Origin of the sequence: Pseudoduganella umbonata (genome assembly GCF_014192225.1) — a bacterium.
Lineage (GTDB): Bacteria > Pseudomonadota > Gammaproteobacteria > Burkholderiales > Burkholderiaceae_D > Rugamonas > Rugamonas umbonata.
Genome location: NZ_JACHXS010000006.1, coordinates 79,103 through 96,326, shown reverse-complemented (window position 1 = coordinate 96,326; position 17,224 = coordinate 79,103). Strand labels below are relative to the sequence as shown.

Below are 17,224 nucleotides of genomic sequence, written 5' to 3'. Positions count from 1 at the left end.
GTGCGGCGCACCTCGGCGCCGCTCTGATAGACTGATTTACCCTTTTGCCCCACGGGCCTGCCATGACTTCCTTCGCTTCCCTGCCGCTGTCCGACGCCTTCCTGGCCAACCTTGAAACGCTGGGCTACAGCACGATGACGCCGATCCAGGCCGAGAGCCTGCCGCCGGTGCTGGAAGGCCGCGACCTGATCGCCCAGGCCCAGACGGGCAGCGGCAAGACCGCCGCCTTCGGCATCGGCCTGCTGTACACCATCAACCCGGCGTGGTTCGCCACGCAGGCACTGGTGATGTGCCCGACCCGTGAGCTGGCGGACCAGGTGGCGAACGAACTGCGCCGGCTCGGCCGCAGCATCGCCAACCTGAAGGTGCTGGTGCTGACGGGCGGTTCGCCGATGCGCCCGCAGATCGCCTCGCTGGAGCATGGCGCGCATGTCGTCGTCGGCACGCCAGGGCGCATCCGCGACCACCTGTCGCGGCAGACGCTCGACCTGTCGTCGATCCGCACGCTGGTGCTGGACGAAGCCGACCGCATGACGGACATGGGCTTCTACGACGACATCGCGGCGATCGTCAAGGAATGCCCGAAACGGCGCCAGACGCTGCTGTTCTCGGCCACCTACCCGGACGATATCCGCCACGCCACCGAAGCCTTCCTGGCCGACCCGGTGGAAGTGGTGATCGAGGCGCAGCACACGTCGCTGACGATCGAGCAGCGCTTCTACGAAATCGGCTTCGACTCGCGTGACGAGACGGTGGCGCGGCTGCTGCGGCACTTCAAGCCGGCGTCGGCGATCATCTTCTGCAATACCAAGGTGCACTGCCGCGAACTGGTCGATACGCTGCGCGCGCAGGGCTTCTCGGCGCTGGCGCTGTACGGCGAACTGGAACAGCGCGAGCGCGACGAGATCCTGGTGCTGTTCGCCAACCGCAGCTGCCAGATCCTGGTCGCCACCGACGTCGCCGCGCGCGGCCTCGATATTACCGACCTGGAAGCGGTGATCAACGCCGACGTGTCGAAGGACGCCGAAGTGCACGTCCACCGGATCGGCCGTACCGGCCGCGCCGGCGGCAGCGGCCTGTCGCTGACGCTGTGCGCGCCGAACGAAAAGAAGTGGGTCAAGCTGATCGAGGAATACCAGAACACGCCGGCCGAATGGCACGAACTGTCGGAACTGGACGAGGACGATCCCGGCCACGGCGACCCGGCGCCGATGCTCACGCTGTGCATCAGCGGCGGCAAGAAGGACAAGCTGCGCGCCGGCGACGTGCTGGGTGCGCTGACGGGCGATGCGAAACTGGCCAAGGAACACGTGGGCAAGATCAACGTGACCGAGTTCCAGACCTACGTGGCGATCGACCGGCGCATGGCGTATGAAGCGTTCGACCGGCTGAGCGCGGCCAGTAACCTGGCCGGCGACTTCGGCAGTTTCAAGGGGCGCAACTTCAAGATGCGCTTTATTGACGTATAGGCGTGAAGTGTAATTTCTACCGGCCCATCTTCGGCAGCAGTGCGGCCAGCAGGCCCAGCAGCGGCAGGAACGAGGCGATGTGGTACACCTTCTCGATGCCGGCCACGTCGGCGATGTGCCCCATGGCCGCGGCGCCGATGCCGCTGACGCCGAACATCAATCCAAAGAAGATGCCGGCGATCATGCCGACCTTGCCCGGCACCAGTTCCTGCGCGAACACGACGATCGCCGAGAACGCCGACGACATCACCAGGCCGATCACCACCGACAGCACCGCGGTCCACGCCAGGTCCGCATATGGCAGCGCCAGCGTGAACGGCGCGGCGCCCAGGATCGACGCCCAGATCACGCGCTTGCGGCCGACGCGGTCGCCGATCGGGCCGCCGGCAAACGTGCCGGCCGCCACCGCGGCGAGGAACAGGAACAGGTACATCTGCGCCGTGTCGACCGACACGTGGAACTTCTCGATCAGGTAGAACGTGTAATAGCTCGACAGGCTGGCCATGTAGATGTACTTCGAGAACACCAGCATGGCCAGCACCGCCAGTGCGGCGATCACGCGGCCGCGCGGCAGCGGCGCCACGGGCTGCATGCCCGCCTTGCGCACGGTGTTCTTCAGGTGGCCGCCATACCAGCGGCTGACGCCGACCAGCACCACCACCGCGACCAGCACGAGCAGCATGAACCAGGCGATCCTGCCCTGCCCGTGACCGACGATGATGGCGGCCGCCAGCAGCGGCCCCAGTGCCGAGCCGACGTTGCCGCCGACCTGGAACAGCGATTGGGCAAAGCCGAAGCGCCCGCCTGACGCGAGCCGCGCGACGCGCGATGCCTCCGGGTGGAACGTCGACGAACCGACGCCGATCATCGCCGCGGCCAGCAACAGCATGGCGAACGTGTCCGCGGTCGCCAGCAGGCCGACGCCGGCCAGCGTCACGCACATGCCGGCCGGCAGCAGGAACGGCAGCGGGCGCTTGTCCGTGTACAGGCCGATCCACGGCTGCAGCAGCGAGGCGGTGCACTGGAACGTCAGCGTGATCAGGCCCACCTGGGTAAAGGTCAGTGCGAACTGGTCCTTCAGCAGCGGGTAGATGGACGGCAGTACCGCCTGAACGCAATCGTTGAGCAGGTGGACGAAGGCAATCGACAGCAGGATCTGCATGACGGCGCCTTGCTGCGCCGGGGTGGTGGTTGCCGCGCCGGTGGTCGCCGTGGTGCTGTTTGTCGTGGTGTTCGTCGCCGTGGTGGTGTTTGCCGTGGTGGTGTTTGCCGTGGTGGTGGTCGCCGCGCTGGCGGCGGCCGGGGCATTGGATGCGGAAGTCATGGCTGGTATATCGATGATGGTGTGACAGTGTAAGATGTTCAGCTCGAACGCTTCTTCCAATTTTCGTCGCCTAAGTGACACTCGCCCCTTCGACGCTCTACTGCCCGAAATTCCAGGCACTGCCGCGCACGGTGACCGCCGTGCCGTCGGAAGCGCAGCATGGCGAACACGTCGTGCCGCACAGCCACGGCTGGGTGCAGCTGCTGTATGCCAGCGAAGGCGTGGTGCGGGTGCGCACGGAGCTCGGCGTCTGGATCATCCCGCCCCGGCGCGCGCTGCTGATCGCGCCCGGCATTGTGCACGAACTGACGATGCTGTCGCGCGTCAACATGCGCACACTGTACATCGATGCCGCGGCGGCCACCGGTCTCGTCGACGGCTGCCGCGTGCTGGAAGTGAGCGCGCTGCTGCGCGAGCTGATCCTGGCGCTGTCGGCTGAACCGGTCGAGTACGCCGTGCCGGGGCGCGGCGAACAGCTGGCGCAACTGATCCTGTCCGAGCTGGGCTCCATGGAAACCGTGCCGATCGCCGTGCCATGGCCGCGCGACCGGCGCCTGCGCGCGCTGTGCACCGACATCATGGACGACCCCGGCAGCCGGCGCGCCCTCGAAGACCGCGCCCAGGACGCCGGCGCCAGCGCCCGCACGCTGATCCGGCTGTTCCCAAAGGAAACCGGGCTGTATTACCGGCAGTGGGTGCAGCAGGTACACCTCGCCCACGCCTTCCCGATGCTCGCCCGCGGCGAAAGCGTGGGCGCCATCGCCGCCAGCCTCGGCTATGCCAGCCCCAGCGCCTTCACCAGCATGTTCCGGCGCCTGCTCGGCAAGACCCCGCAGCACTATTTAACCGAATGGCGCGGCCCGGGCTGATGGTCGCACCCAGGGAACGGGGACTGTCCCCATTTATTTCCAAAAACCGGGGTCAGACCCCGGTTTTTGGAAATATTGCCGCGCATCACTGAGGACTCGGGCGAAAAAAAACGCTGCGCGAGGCAGCGTTTTTGGCAGCGATGCGATCGGCTTAGTTGCGGACCACGCGCTTGTATTCGTTGGTGCGGGTGTCGATTTCGATGGAATCGTCCTGGCTGACGAACAGCGGAACCTGCACGGTGTGGCGCTTCGATTCGATCGCGTTTTCGATCTTGGCTTCCTTCAGCACGTTACCCGAGGTATTGCCCTTGACGGCCGGTTCCGAGTAAACGATCTGGCGCACGATGGTGGTCGGCAGTTCGACGGAAATCGCCTTGCCGTCATAGAACACGGCTTCGCATTCCATACCGTCTTTCAGGTAGTTCAGCGCGTCGCCCAGGTTCTCTTCTTCGATTTCGTACTGGTTGTACTCTTCGTCCATGAACACGTACAGCGGATCGGCGAAGTACGAGTAGGTCACCGGCTTCTTGTCGAGGACGACCACGTCGAACTTGTCGTCGCCGCGGAAGACGTTTTCCAGCGGTGCGTTCGTCAGAAGATTTTTCATCTTCCACTTGTAGGTGAAGCCCGTGCGGCTCGAACCGTTGACGTCGGAGCGCAGCACGATGAAGGGCTTGGCGTCAACCATGATGATGTTGCCAACACGAATTTCTTTTGCGGGTTTCATAAGAGAGAGTACCTACTAAAAATGGGTTTCACTAACCGCTCATCATATCATGTTCTCGATAAGGCGCCTACCGCATGGAACGCGCGAATGCGAGCAGGTTCGAGGCCAGGTCGCCATTTTCCAACAGCGCATTTTGCCAATTGGCAGAGCGGCATGCCAATTGGTCGAGACGGCCGGACAAGCTTTGCCAAAGGCCCGGCCAATCCGCGTTTTGTTCGACGCCGTTGAATGCCAGGGCGAATCGCTCGAGCGGCCCGGCGTCGTCGCCATACTGCGCGGCGCAATACCGCAAGAGGAAAGCCCGCAGTTTTTTATGGTGCAGGTTTTCATCCTGCGGATAAATGTGCCATGCAAATGGACGGCCCGCCCACTGTGCCCGTACGAAGGAATCCTCGCCGCGCACGATATTGACGTCGCAAGCCCACAGCAGCCGGTCATAATCGGCCTGCGGCACGAACGGCAGCACGCGTACCGTCAGCATGCCCTGCGTGCGCACGGCGCCGGCCGCCGGTTCGCCACCGAGGAAGTCGCGCACCTCGTCCTTCGCCACACCCTCCGGTACCAGGCACGCCACCGGCGCCGCTCCACGCTGCCAGGCATCGAACAGGCCCGCTACCGGCGCATGGGGATAGCAGAACAGCGAAACCTTGCATGCCGCCTGTTCGCCCGCATCAAGGCCCAGCCCGCCGAGGAAGGCGGACCGTGCGGCGGGATCGCGCTGGAACCGGTCGCGCTCGTCGAACAGGCCGGCCTCGCGCAGCAGGCCGCCTGTCCTGGCGGTAAAGCCGGGGAAGAAGAAATGCTTGGTCAGCGGCAAGCGCGGATGCATCGACGGCAACGTGTGGCAGCCCTCGACCCACTCCTCGGCCGTCAGGCCTTCCAGGTTCAGCCACACAGGCTTGACCTGACGCTGCGCCATCGCCGTCACATAGCCGGGCGGGATGTCGACCGCGAAGAATTCGATGACGATGTCGGCCACGTCTTCCGCGTAATACGTGCCGTCCTGGTCGCGCCAATGGTAAATGGACACGCCCGCCACCTGCTGGGCCGCGGCGGCTGGATCGACCTGCGGGCAAATGCGGGCAAAACTGCGCAGGTCGTCGACCCACAGCGTGACGTCGATATCATGCTCGCGCACCAGTTGCCGCGCGAGCCGCCAGCAAATGCCGATGTCGCCGTAGTTGTCGACGACCTTGCAGAACAGTGCCAGCGTTTTAGTTTGATTCATGGCGGGATCGGTGGTGTGCAAAAGGCGGAGTGAAGATGCCGGATTCAAGGAGCGGCTCAGGCGCCCTATTCAACCCTGCATTTCGGGAGCCTGGATTCGGGAGCACCATTCCAGGACTTGATACCGGGGCTTGATACCGGGGCTTGATACCGGGGCTTGATACCACGGCTTGATTCCAGATCTCGAGTCTTCGGGTTTATTCAAGAACCTGACTCGGGAACCGAACAAAAAGCCGAACAAAAAGCGAAAAACAAAAAACCGCACTGAAACTTGGCGTTTCGAGTGCGGCTCGATATTCTTGGCGTCCCCACGGGGATTCGAACCCCGGTACTCACCGTGAAAGGGTGATGTCCTAGGCCTCTAGACGATGGGGACCCTGGACTGGCTTTACGCGTTGCATAAAAACCGTCGATACACAGTCAAAACCGGGGCAGAACCCTGGTCAAAAACCGGTAAAACGACCGCATGCGAAGCTTGGCGTCCCCACGGGGATTCGAACCCCGGTACTCACCGTGAAAGGGTGATGTCCTAGGCCTCTAGACGATGGGGACGTCGTAAAAGCGTGCGCGCATTATAGCACCGGGCCCAACGCCGTTACAAGGGTGAAACCGTACTGTCCGGCAATGCCGATTGCCGGCATCGGGGCCCAACAGCGAGTATCGAGGACTGCAGGGACTACGGGGACTACGGGGACTAACGGGAGTACATGCTGCGCAGCATAAACACGTAATCGGATTCGGCCGCCATCAATCCCGCCAGCACCAGCAGTGCCGCCGGCGGAATCACGACCACGCAGACGAGCGCCAGCCTTTCCCAGCGCAGGTGCATGAACACGGCAACGATCAGCCCGGCCTTCGCCATCATCAGCGCCAGGATCAGCGTCCAGCGCAGTCCGCCCTGCACATGCAGTATGTCGACCAGGTATGACAGCGCGCTGAGCACGAACAGCAGCCCCCACACCTTCAGGTACAGCCCTACCGGATGCTGCTGGCCTTCCATCGCGCCTCCTTACCACAGGTAGAACAATGCAAAGATGAAGACCCAGACCAGGTCGACGAAGTGCCAGTACAGGCCGGCAATCTCGACGATGCCGTACCCTTTGCGTTCATACGCTCCGCGGGCGACGCGCCGCGCGACGACGGCCAGGTAGACCACACCGGCCGTCACGTGCAGCCCGTGGAAGCCGGTGATCATGAAGAAGCTGGCGCCGAATTGCGCCGAGCCCATCGGATTACCCCAGGGCCGCACGCCCTCGGCGATCAGCTTGCTCCACTCGAATGCCTGCATGCCGACGAACGAAGCGCCGAACAGGGCCGTGAGCGCCATCAGTGCCGCGCAGCGCCTGCGCTCGCCCCGGTAGGCGTAATTCACGGCCATCGCCATCGTGCCGCTGCTCGAGATCAGCACGAAAGTCATGATGGCGATCAGGATCAACGGCAGGTGCACGCCGCCGATCGTCAGCGCGAACACTTCGCTGGGATTCGGCCAGGGGGTCGTGGCCGCCATCCGCACCGACATGTAGCCGGTCAGGAATGTGCCGAAGATGAATGTGTCGCTGAGCAGGAAGAACCACATCATCGCCTTGCCCCAGGGGACGTGGAACATGGCCCGGTCGCCCGCGAGGTCGGCGGCCAGGCCGGCGAATTTGCCAGCGGACACCGTGGGCCGGCCGGCTAGTGCGCGCTTCGGCACCGGGGCATCGGGTTGCGCGGACATCGCTCCTCCCCTCAACGTGCCGGAATGCCGAGCGTGGTGCAGATCTCGCGCACCAGTTCCGGTGTCATGCCGAACAGCAGGGCGAACACCGCGCACCACAGCAGCAGCAACACATGCCAGTAGCGCGCGCACAGCGCCAGGCTTTCGCCGAACCGCACAGCGTCATCCGGCCGCCGCCGCGCCAGCACCCAGGCGGCGGCGAGCATGCCGCCCGCCACGTGGACGATGTGCAAGCCCGTCAGCATGTAGAAGAACCCGGCGGCCGGCCCCGCGGTGACGACGATCTTCTGCGCGGCCATCGCACCCCATGCCCACAGCTGGCTCCCGACGAACGCCGCGGACAACAGCCAGCCGCACATGCCGAGGCGGTACGCGCGCCGCGGCCGCCGCGCCGCCGCCCGCGCCGCCAGCGGCCATGCCGCATCGCCGGCCGCCAGCAGTGCCGTCGACAGCCACAGTTGCCACGGCACCGGCGGCAGCAGGCGCCAGTCCTCGTAGCCGATGCGCATCAGGTAGGCCGCGCCGAACAGCGCGAACAGGGTACAGACGACGCCGATGAACGCCCACAAGCCCACTTCGCGGGTACCGTAGGGCGCGGGGCCGGAACCGGGCCAGTACCCGTCCGGCTGGAACGGGCACCGCATCTCGCAGAACCACAGCATGCGCATCGTCATGTTCGCTCCCCTCCTTCGATCGGGCCTGCCGGGCCCGGCATTGGCATGCCCGCGCGCCCCGCGCCGCCATCGGCTTCGTCGGGCTCGTCGGGACCGACGTTCTGCGGCAGGTAATCGCCCTCGGGTCCGCTACGGCCATAGCCGTAAGGTCCGCGGTACACCACGGGCAGGTGCGCGCCCCAGTTGCCGTGGGCGGGCGGTGTTTGCGGCGTGTGCCATTCCAGGCTGCCGGCGCGCCAGGGATTGGCGCCGGCCGGCCGGCCGCGCCGCGCGCTCCAGGCGAGGTTGAACAGGAACAGCAACTGGGCGATGCCGACGACCAGCGCGGCCACCGTGATGAAAGCGTTCAGCGCCTGGGCCGATGGCGGAATGAAGTTGTAGTTGTCGTAGGCGTAGTAGCGGCGCGGCATGCCGAGCAGGCCCAGGTAATGCATCGGGAAGAAGATCGCGTACGCGCCCAGGAACGTGATCCAGAAATGCCATTGCGCCAGCTTCTCGTGGTACATGCGGCCCGTCACTTTCGGGTACCAGTGGTAGATGCCGCCGAACACCGCCAGCACCGGAGATACGCCCATCACCATGTGGAAGTGGGCGACGACGAAGTAGGTGTTCGACAGCGGGATGTCGACGCTGACATTGCCGAGGAACAGGCCGGTCAGCCCGCCGATCAGGAAGGTGCTGATGAAACCGAGCGCGAACAGCATCGGCGCGGTCAGGTGGATGTCGCCGCGCCACAGCGTCAGCGTCCAGTTGTACACCTTCAGCGCCGTGGGCACGGCGATCACGAGCGTACTGACCGCAAAGAAGAAGCCGAACCACGGATGCATGCCGGACACATACATGTGGTGCGCCCACACCACGAACGACAGCGCGCCGATGACCACGATTGCCCACACCATCATGCGGTAGCCGAAGATGCACTTGCGCGCATGCACGCTGATCAGGTCGGAAATGATGCCGAACGCGGGCAGCGCGACGATGTACACCTCGGGGTGGCCGAAGAACCAGAACAGGTGCTGGAACAGCAGCGGGCTGCCGCCGCTGTAGCCCAGCTGCTGCCCCATCGAGACGATCGCCGGCATGAAGAAGCTGGTGCCCAGCACGCGGTCGAGCAGCATCATCACGCCGGACACGAACAGCGCGGGAAACGCCAGCAGCGCCAGGATCGTGGCGATGAAGATGCCCCACACGGTGAGCGGCATGCGCATCAGCGTCATGCCGCGCGTGCGCGCCTGCAGGATCGTCGTCACGTAGTTCAGCCCGCCCATGGTGGCTGCCGCGATGAAGACCAGCAGCGAGACGAGCATCACGACGATGCCGGCCTCGACGCCAGGCGTACCCGGCAGGATGGCCTGGGGCGGATACAGCGTCCAGCCCGCGCCTGTCGGCCCGCCGGGCACGAAGAAGCTGGCGACCAGGATCAGCACGGCAAGCAGGTAGAACCAGAAACTCAGCATGTTCAGGTAAGGGAACACCATGTCGCGCGCGCCCACCATCAACGGGATCAGGTAGTTGCCGAAGCCGCCCAGGAAGATCGCCGTCAGCAGGTAGATCACCATGATCATGCCGTGCATCGTGATGTACTGGTAGTAGCTGGCCGGGTCGATGAAGTCGAACTTGCCGGGGAAGCCCAGCTGCAGCCGCATCAGGTCGGACAGCACGATGCCGATCACGCCCACCACCAGCGCCGTCACCGTGTACTGGATGGCGATCACCTTGTGGTCCTGGCTCCACACGTAGCGGCGCAGGAAGCCGGTGGGGGCGTGGTCATCCGCCCCTTCCCCGTGCCCGGCCGCGTCGGCGGCGTCGCCGCCTCTCGCGTGGCTTTCCTCGATTTCGTCGGACATTCTGCCTCCGGTCCCGGTCTCGGTGAACAGCTCGGTGCGCGGCGCATTGCGCGGTTCATTGCGAAGTTCAATGCGCGGCCCAGTGCACGCTTGTGTAACGGCTCAGCGCACCGTCTTGATATAGTCGACGACGGCCGCCAGCTCCGCGTCCGACAGCCCGGCCGGCGGCATCACCGGCGGGTAGCCGCGCACGATGCTGGCCTGCGGCGCGTTGATCGCCTGCCGCAGGTAGGCATCGTCCACCTTCGCCGTGCCGCCGCCTTCCAGCGCCTCGGTACTGCCATACAGGCCCTTCCACGACGGACCCACGCCACGACTGCCATCCAGGCTGTGGCAGGCGATGCAGCCCTTCTGCTGCGCCAGCAGCCGGCCAAGCTTGCCCGGCTCGGCCGGCCCGCCGGGCACTCCCGCCGTTACCGATGTTCCCGCGGCCCCGGAAGATCCGGAAGGGCCGGCGCCGCCGAACGTGGGCTGCTGCGCCAGCCAGCCGGCATAAGCCCGCGGCTCGTCGATGACGACCCAGCTGCGCATGTTCGAATGCCCGACGCCGCACAGTTGTGCACACAGTACTTCGTAGCGGCCGGTGCGCTCGGGCGTGAACCAGAACTGCGTGGTCATGCCGGGCACCATGTTCATCCGCGCGCGGAACTGCGGCACGTAGAAGTCGTGCAGCACGTCCTGCGCGCGCAGTCGCGCCAGCGCGGGACGGTCCAGCGGCAGATGCAGTTCCTGGCCCTGCACCAGCACGTCGTCCTGCCCGTGCGCATCCTGCGGATCGATGCCGAACGGATTCGCGCCGGTAATGAAGCGCGCGTCGGCCATGCCCAGCCTGCCGTCCCGCCCCGGCAGCCGGTAGTGCCATTGCCATTGCCGGCCCATCACCTCGAACACCTGCGCCCCGGCGGGCGGATCGATGAGCTGTGCGTAGACCGTCAGCCCCGGCGCCAGCAGCCCGATGATGGCGACCGTGGTGACCGCGATCAGCCACCATTCGAGCCGACGGTTGCCATGTTCGGGCGATGCCCGGTGGCCCGCCCGATGGCGGTAGCGCACCAGCGCGAAGGCCATGAACAGGTGCAGCACGACGAATGCAACGCCGGTCATCACGAACGTCAGCCACAGGGCATCGTCCATCGCATGCCAGTTCGATGCGATCGGCAACTGCTGCCACGGACTGGCGAAGTGGAACACCACCGCGCCAAAGGCGATCAACACCAGCGTCGCTGCCAGCGCGATGGTCATGGCAGCCTCAGCGCCGCCGTTCCAGCATCCGGTAGATCAGCCCCGCCATCACGCCGAACTCGACGTGACCAAGGACGGTGACCCATCCGCGCATTTCTGCAAACCACGGTAATACGCTCGTGATCACGTAAAAATTGAACAGGTACAGCAGCAGGCCGAATACGGCGCCGGCAACAACGGCCATGACCACACTGGAATCGAGATGGAATGGCGCCATCAGCGCGGCCAGCACGAGGCCGAAGAAGGTGCCGAGCAGGTAATGCACGGCGAGCGCGGCGACGAGGACTTCGAGACTGTAGCCGCCCACCTGCAGCACGGGCGAACCCAGCGCCAGTGCGGCAACCAGCCGCGGTACACGCCACGGATCCGTGCCGATGGCCGCGGCGAACGCCAGCTCCATCAGCATCACGATACCGCCGGCACCGAAGCCGGCCAGTGCGCCGATCGCCCAGTCCGGCTCGCGGGCCGTCCAGCGATGCGACTGCACGCGCATCCGGTGAAGATAGGCGTTCAGGTGCGAACCCAGACGTAAACTGAAACCATGCGTTTCCATATGCGCCTCCCCAATGCATTCACAACGAGGAACACTTTGAGTGTAGGTCGGAACCGCGCGGGAACAAGGAGAGAATTTCAAACGGCAAGGGGAACTTCGGAACAACCGGGCGGACAACAAAAAAGCCGCTCGCGGCGGCTTGATCATCGATACTGCTTTGGCGTCCCCACGGGGATTCGAACCCCGGTACTCACCGTGAAAGGGTGATGTCCTAGGCCTCTAGACGATGGGGACCTGGAACTTCCGATACTGCTGCTGTTTCTGTTGCTGCTACCGCATTTGTCTGCCCGGTGGTGGAGGTAAGCGGGATCGAACCGCTGACCTCTTGCATGCCATGCAAGCGCTCTCCCAGCTGAGCTATACCCCCTCTGGTACAGACAATCTACTGCCACTGCTACTGCTACTGCCAAACCTCTGGCGTCCCCACGGGGATTCGAACCCCGGTACTCACCGTGAAAGGGTGATGTCCTAGGCCTCTAGACGATGGGGACCCTGGACTGCTGCCTACTCTTCCAACTATTCCGCCTGCGCCTTATTGGTGGAGGTAAGCGGGATCGAACCGCTGACCTCTTGCATGCCATGCAAGCGCTCTCCCAGCTGAGCTATACCCCCGCTGGCACAGACAAAATAAAAGCCGCTCACGCGACTTTTGTTACCACTGCCGCGACCTGGCATTACTACTTGCCGCGACAGTTACAACAAACTTCGACTACCAACTACAGCTACCAACTTCAACTGCCAAAACCTTGGCGTCCCCACGGGGATTCGAACCCCGGTACTCACCGTGAAAGGGTGATGTCCTAGGCCTCTAGACGATGGGGACCCGGAACTTCCACGCGGCTTCATTACTACTGAATTACCGCGGTTACCACTTCAACTTCTTCGCCAAACTGGTGGAGGTAAGCGGGATCGAACCGCTGACCTCTTGCATGCCATGCAAGCGCTCTCCCAGCTGAGCTATACCCCCGTTTGCGAAGAGACAGAAGTATAGCAGCGGTTTGAGAAAACGCAAATACCCAGATGAAAGATTTTCAGAGGTATTTGCCGACGCGCGCCTGCACGACATCGCGGCCGAACAGCTGCAGCACGGCATCGATCGCCGGCGTCTGCAACTGGCCCGTGACGATCAGGCGCAGCGGCATCGCCAGCTGCGGCATCTTCAGGCCATTGGCGGCCAGCACTTCCTTGATCATCGCCGCGATCGCTTCCTTGCTCCACTCGACCGTGGCGATGCGTTCGGCGAACAGCGCCAGCGCCGGCTTCACGGCGTCGGTGAAATGCTGCGTCATCAGTGCCGCGTCGGGTTGCGGATCGCGGTAGAACAGCATGGCCGCGTCGGCCAGTTCGTTGATGGTATTGGTGCGTTCCTTCAGCAGCGCCAGCACGGTCGGCAACGCGGGAGCACCGTCGAACACGGCACCGGCGTCCAGCATGCGCGGCTTCGCCAGTTCGGCCAGGCGGGCATTGTCGGCCTGCTTGATCCAGTGGTTGTTCAGCCACGCCAGCTTCTCGTTGTTGAACTGCGCCGGCGACGCCGTCAGGTGCTCCAGGTTGAACCATTCGCAGAACTGCGCCATCGAGAACACTTCGTCGTCGCCATGGCTCCAGCCCAGGCGTGCCAGGTAGTTCAGCATCGCTTCCGGCAGGAAGCCCTGGGCCGGGTATTCCATCACGCTGACGGCGCCGTGGCGCTTCGACAGCTTCTGGCCGTCCGAACCGAGGATCATCGGCAGGTGGCCGTATTCCGGCAGCTGGGCGCCGATCGCACGCAGGATGTTGATCTGGCGGGGCGTGTTGTTGACATGGTCGTCGCCGCGCAGCACATGGGTGATGCGCATGTCCCAGTCATCCACCGCGACGCAGAAGTTGTAGGTCGGCGTGCCATCGGTGCGGGCGATGACCAGGTCGTCCAGCTCCTTGTTGGAGATCGTGATCGGGCCCTTCACCACGTCGTTCCACGTAACGTCGCCGTCGAGCGGATTCTTGAAGCGCACCACCGGCTTGCGGTCGGCCGGGATGGCCGGCAGCGTCTTGCCGTCTTCCGGGCGCCAGGTGCCGTCATAGCGGGGCTTTTCGCCGGCCGCGCGGAAGCGCTCGCGCATCGCCTCCACCTCTTCCGGCGTGCAATAGCAGTGGTAGGCGGTGCCGGCTTCCAGCATCTGGCCGATCACTTCGCGGTAGCGGTCCATGCGCTGCATCTGGTAGAACGGGCCTTCGTCGTGGTCCAGGCCCAGCCACTGCATGCCGTCGATGATCGCCTGCACGGCTTCCGGGGTGGAGCGTTCCAGGTCGGTATCCTCGATGCGCAGCACGAAGGTGCCGCCGAAATGGCGCGCGTAGGCCCAGGAATACAGCGCCGTGCGGGCGCCGCCCAGGTGGAGGAAGCCGGTCGGGCTGGGGGCGAAGCGGGTGCGGACCGGGGTGGCCGGGGAAGTTGCTGGTGCAGTCGTCATTTCGGTCTGAGGCAATAGCTGTAAAGGGCCTATTTTAACCCGCAACCGCCGGCCGCCCGCCCGCGCCTCGCTTATACTCGGGCGTACCGACACTCGTGGAGCCAGACCTTGAACCACCGCCTGCCATTGCTGCCATCCATCCCCTTCCTGCTGTTCGCGCTGCCCGCGCTGGGCGCCGACGACCCGGGCCTGGCGGCGCGCATCGCCGCCGTCGAAGCGGGCCTGCAGCCGGCCATCGCGATTGCCGGCGCGCCGCCCGTGCAGCGCCGCCTGGCCGATGAAATGGCCCGCCTCGGCGTGCCGGGCGCCAGCATCGCGGTGATCCATGCCGGGTCGATCGAATGGGCCAAGGGCTATGGCGTGGTGACGCCGGGTGGCGCGGCCGTCACGCCGGGAACGCTGTTCCAGGCCGGCTCGATCAGCAAGCCGGTGACGGCGCTGGCCACGCTGAAGCTGGTGGAAGGCGGCAAGCTGGCGCTGGACGCCAACATCAATGGCTACACGCAGTGGTGGAAGCTGCCGAACAACGCCGGCGATGCGCCGATCACGCTGCGCCAGCTGCTGTCGCACACGGCCGGGACCACGGTGCATGGCTTTGCCGGCTACGCGGCGGGCGCGAAGGTGCCGACACTGGTGCAGCTGCTGAACGGCGCGGCGCCGGCCAATTCGCGTGGCGTGCACGTGTCGACGAAACCGGGCACCAGGTGGCGCTATTCGGGCGGCGGGTATGAAGTCATCCAGTACGTGATCGGCGAGCGCACCAGGACCGGCTTCGCGCAACTGGTGCAGGACACCGTATTGAAGCCGCTGGCGATGAACGACAGCACGTTCGCGCAACCGCTGCCGCCCGCGCTGCTGGCGCGCGCCGCCCTGCCCCATGACGCGGCCGGCAAGCCGATCGCCGGCGGACCGCACACCTACCCGGAGCTGGCGGCGGCCGGCCTGTGGAGCACGCCGTCGGACCTGGCCAGGCTGGCGATCGACGTCAAGCTGTCGGCCGCGGGCCAGTCGAACAAGGTGCTGTCGCAGTCGATGACGCAGCTGATGCTGTCGCCGGTACGGGACAACTTCGGCCTCGGCTGGCGCATCGACGGCACCGGCCAGGCCCAGACCTTCGGCCATGGCGGCGCCAACGCGGGCTACCAGAACCTGCTGGTCGCGTATACGGAGCGGGGCGATGGCGTGGCCGTGATGACCAATGGGGACCGCGGCGGCGAGCTGGCCGGCGCCATCGTGCGCGCCGTCGCCAGCGCCTACAGCTGGCCGACGCAGCGTGCCAGGGTACGCACGGCAATCGCCTCACCCGCCGCCGCGCTGGCCGCGCTGCCCGGAAAGTACGTGATCGACGGCCTGGGCGACTTCACGATCGCCCGCAGCGGCGACAGCCTGACCGTCGCGCTGCGCGACGGCGCCTCCGAAACGCTGTACGCGGCACCCGACGGCAGCTGGTTCGTCACGTCGATGGAGGCGGAACTGCGCTTTGCCGCCGGCAACGAGCGCGGGCGCGTCATCGCGCCGGGACTGGATGCGATATTCGAGAAGGCGAAATAAGGCGCCGTGCGGCGCCTTGGAGCGTGCTCTTATTTGACGATGACGGTGATGGTCCTGCTCAGCTCAGGACCGTAGGATTGCCGCTCGCCGTTGGCGAACTGGGCGGTCAGCCGGTAGGTGCCGGCGGGCAGCCGCACCTTGTCCTCGGCCTGGCCGTTCTTCCAGTGCAGATGCATGGCGTCGGCGGGAATCGCCTGGCCTTTTGCAAACGGCGCGCCGTCGACGATCAGCACATGGTGCCCGGCATTCGGTACGTCGGCGCCGGCCCTGGTGACTTCCTTGCCGACGACATCGAGCCGCACCACGAACGGGCTCCGGACGGTGGCGCCGTCCCTGGGTTCGACAAAGGAGATGGACGGCGACTGCGCCAGCGCCGCCAGGGGACCGCAGGCCAGCGCGGCCATCACCAGAATGCGTTTCATACATTCCTCCTCATTCGCCACGTACTTGCCGCGCATCGACGTGTTTGCCGATTATCTGTCCAGCGGCGCTCCCGTGTACTTCAGCACGAGACCCTTCGGTCCGACAGCCCAGCCGGCCGTCGCCGATGCGAAGCCGACCGTGTTGACCGGCGTGCGGTCCAGTATTTTCCAGCTCTTGCCGGCATCGGCAGAATATCCCGATCCCGCCAGGCCCGCCGCCACGAACGCGTCGGCCGCGCCGCGCACCGGCACCACCACCGACATGTAGCCCGCCGGCAGCACCTGCAGCGGCGTCCAGCTGGCGCCGCCATCCTCGGTACGGGCGCCGTTAACGCCCGCCAGGGTTGTTTCCTTGTAGTCGCCGCCCGCCGCGATGCCCACTTGCGCATCCCGGAAGCCGACCGAGAACAGGCCGCGCGCCGGCGCGCCGGCGGCAACCGGCACGGGCGCGGCCTGCCACGTGCGCCCGCCATCCTTCGAGTGGAACACCCGCGGGTTCTGCGCGCCGCCGGTGGCAAACCACGCGTCGCCGTTGCCGGCCACCGTCAGGCACGTGCCGCTGGCCGCGAACGCGCCTTCGTCCGGCAATGCGCGCAGGCCCTCCTCGTCGCTGACCGGCTGCCACGTGGCGCCGCCGTCGTGCGTGACGCGCACCTGGAAGCGGCCGTCAACCGGGTCGCCGAACAGGATACCCCGGCGCGCATCCCAGAACGCGATTGCGTCCCAGAAGCCGCGCGGGTCCGGATTGATGATGGCCAGTTGCCAGGTGGCGCCCCCATCCGCGGTGCGGTAGATGCGCGATGCTTCGCCGGGCCCCGCGCTCATCGCGATCGCCGTATCGGCATCGATCGCGTGGATGTCGCGGAAATCGAGCTTGTCCGCGCCCGGCACGGCCAGCACGCGCCACGTATTGCCGTCGACAGTGCGCAGCACGGTACCCTTCGCGCCGCTGGCCCACGCCACCGTGGGGCTCACCACCGACAGGCCGCGCAATTCCACCTGCGTGCCGCTGGCTTGCGGCTGCCAGGCAGCCTGCTGCGAGACAGCCTGCCGAGCGCTGGCCCGCGCATCGGCGTGCGCGTTGGCGTGCAAGAACGCCGGCGCCGCAGCCACGACGGCGGCGAGAGCGAACGACCGGATCATCGTCCC

At 65.6% G+C, this 17,224-nt stretch carries 16 protein-coding genes and 8 tRNA genes; 4 read left to right on the top strand and 20 right to left on the bottom strand.

What is annotated here, in order from left to right:
* Nucleotides 1–62: 62 nt before the first annotated feature.
* Nucleotides 63–1,469 carry an ATP-dependent RNA helicase DbpA gene (dbpA, locus tag FHS02_RS16600; protein WP_137313818.1) on the top strand — a complete coding sequence of 469 codons (1,407 nt, stop codon included), beginning with the start codon at nt 63–65 and terminating at the stop codon, nt 1,467–1,469.
* 16 nt (nt 1,470–1,485) lie between these two features.
* Here dbpA and FHS02_RS16595 read toward each other — a convergent pair whose 3' ends face one another.
* Nucleotides 1,486–2,631, bottom strand: a complete 1,146-nt coding sequence (locus FHS02_RS16595) for an MFS transporter (RefSeq protein ID WP_137313819.1) — start codon at nt 2,629–2,631, stop codon at nt 1,486–1,488.
* Between FHS02_RS16595 and FHS02_RS16590 the strand changes: the two genes are divergently transcribed.
* Nucleotides 2,630–2,818, top strand: coding sequence for a hypothetical protein (locus tag FHS02_RS16590; protein ID WP_137313820.1), 189 nt, complete (start codon nt 2,630–2,632; stop codon nt 2,816–2,818). The two genes, FHS02_RS16595 and FHS02_RS16590, sit on opposite strands and share 2 nt — an antisense overlap.
* Nucleotides 2,819–2,867: 49 nt before the next feature.
* Nucleotides 2,868–3,662 (top strand): AraC family transcriptional regulator, encoded by a 795-nt coding sequence (locus tag FHS02_RS16585; RefSeq protein WP_137313821.1) that lies wholly within the window; start codon nt 2,868–2,870, stop codon nt 3,660–3,662.
* Between the two features lie 151 nt (nt 3,663–3,813).
* Here FHS02_RS16585 and FHS02_RS16580 read toward each other — a convergent pair whose 3' ends face one another.
* The 17 genes from FHS02_RS16580 to gltX form a co-directional block, all read right to left on the bottom strand.
* Complete coding sequence (locus FHS02_RS16580) at nt 3,814–4,389, bottom strand: elongation factor P (RefSeq protein ID WP_137313822.1); 576 nt, start codon at nt 4,387–4,389, stop codon at nt 3,814–3,816.
* Nucleotides 4,390–4,456: 67 nt separating this feature from the next.
* Nucleotides 4,457–5,617, bottom strand: coding sequence for an elongation factor P maturation arginine rhamnosyltransferase EarP (gene earP / locus FHS02_RS16575; protein ID WP_137313823.1), 1,161 nt, complete (start codon nt 5,615–5,617; stop codon nt 4,457–4,459).
* A gap of 299 nt (nt 5,618–5,916) precedes the next feature.
* Nucleotides 5,917–5,992, bottom strand: a tRNA-Glu gene (locus FHS02_RS16570).
* Between the two features lie 100 nt (nt 5,993–6,092).
* Nucleotides 6,093–6,168, bottom strand: a tRNA-Glu gene (locus FHS02_RS16565).
* 142 nt (nt 6,169–6,310) lie between these two features.
* Complete coding sequence (locus FHS02_RS16560) at nt 6,311–6,616, bottom strand: cytochrome C oxidase subunit IV family protein (RefSeq protein ID WP_137313824.1); 306 nt, start codon at nt 6,614–6,616, stop codon at nt 6,311–6,313.
* Between the two features lie 9 nt (nt 6,617–6,625).
* On the bottom strand, nt 6,626–7,333 hold the full coding sequence (locus FHS02_RS16555; protein ID WP_137313825.1) for a heme-copper oxidase subunit III family protein: 708 nt from the start codon (nt 7,331–7,333) through the stop codon (nt 6,626–6,628).
* An 11-nt stretch (nt 7,334–7,344) separates the two neighbouring features.
* A complete protein-coding gene (locus tag FHS02_RS16550; protein WP_229422622.1) occupies nt 7,345–8,007 on the bottom strand; it encodes a cytochrome c oxidase subunit 3 family protein in 663 nt (220 codons plus the stop codon).
* Entirely contained in the window at nt 8,004–9,854 is a 1,851-nt protein-coding gene (gene ctaD / locus FHS02_RS16545) for a cytochrome c oxidase subunit I (RefSeq protein WP_137313826.1), read from the bottom strand. The genes FHS02_RS16550 and ctaD overlap by 4 nt, the downstream gene beginning before the upstream one ends.
* Before the next feature lie 102 nt (nt 9,855–9,956).
* A complete protein-coding gene (locus FHS02_RS16540) occupies nt 9,957–11,090 on the bottom strand; it encodes a cytochrome c oxidase subunit II (protein ID WP_137317403.1) in 1,134 nt (377 codons plus the stop codon).
* 13 nt (nt 11,091–11,103) lie between these two features.
* A complete protein-coding gene (locus FHS02_RS16535; RefSeq protein ID WP_229422624.1) occupies nt 11,104–11,649 on the bottom strand; it encodes a hypothetical protein in 546 nt (181 codons plus the stop codon).
* 158 nt (nt 11,650–11,807) lie between these two features.
* Nucleotides 11,808–11,883: transfer RNA gene (locus FHS02_RS16530), tRNA-Glu, on the bottom strand.
* A gap of 57 nt (nt 11,884–11,940) precedes the next feature.
* Nucleotides 11,941–12,016 (bottom strand) — tRNA-Ala (locus FHS02_RS16525).
* A gap of 48 nt (nt 12,017–12,064) precedes the next feature.
* Nucleotides 12,065–12,140 (bottom strand) — tRNA-Glu (locus tag FHS02_RS16520).
* A gap of 45 nt (nt 12,141–12,185) precedes the next feature.
* Nucleotides 12,186–12,261 (bottom strand) — tRNA-Ala (locus FHS02_RS16515).
* Between the two features lie 135 nt (nt 12,262–12,396).
* Nucleotides 12,397–12,472, bottom strand: a tRNA-Glu gene (locus FHS02_RS16510).
* Between the two features lie 68 nt (nt 12,473–12,540).
* Nucleotides 12,541–12,616: transfer RNA gene (locus tag FHS02_RS16505), tRNA-Ala, on the bottom strand.
* A 64-nt stretch (nt 12,617–12,680) separates the two neighbouring features.
* The gene (gene gltX / locus FHS02_RS16500; RefSeq protein ID WP_137313827.1) at nt 12,681–14,102 is read right to left on the bottom strand and encodes a glutamate--tRNA ligase; all 1,422 of its coding nucleotides are present in this window, start codon (nt 14,100–14,102) and stop codon (nt 12,681–12,683) included.
* Between the two features lie 108 nt (nt 14,103–14,210).
* On the opposite strand from gltX, the gene FHS02_RS16495 reads away from it, so the two are divergent.
* Nucleotides 14,211–15,653, top strand: a complete 1,443-nt coding sequence (locus tag FHS02_RS16495) for a serine hydrolase domain-containing protein (protein ID WP_137313828.1) — start codon at nt 14,211–14,213, stop codon at nt 15,651–15,653.
* Nucleotides 15,654–15,682: 29 nt separating this feature from the next.
* On the opposite strand, the gene FHS02_RS16490 is transcribed toward FHS02_RS16495, so the two are convergent.
* Nucleotides 15,683–16,075 (bottom strand): DUF4399 domain-containing protein, encoded by a 393-nt coding sequence (locus FHS02_RS16490; protein WP_137313829.1) that lies wholly within the window; start codon nt 16,073–16,075, stop codon nt 15,683–15,685.
* 51 nt (nt 16,076–16,126) lie between these two features.
* Nucleotides 16,127–17,218 (bottom strand): WD40/YVTN/BNR-like repeat-containing protein, encoded by a 1,092-nt coding sequence (locus FHS02_RS16485; protein WP_137313830.1) that lies wholly within the window; start codon nt 17,216–17,218, stop codon nt 16,127–16,129.
* Nucleotides 17,219–17,224 lie beyond the last annotated feature (6 nt).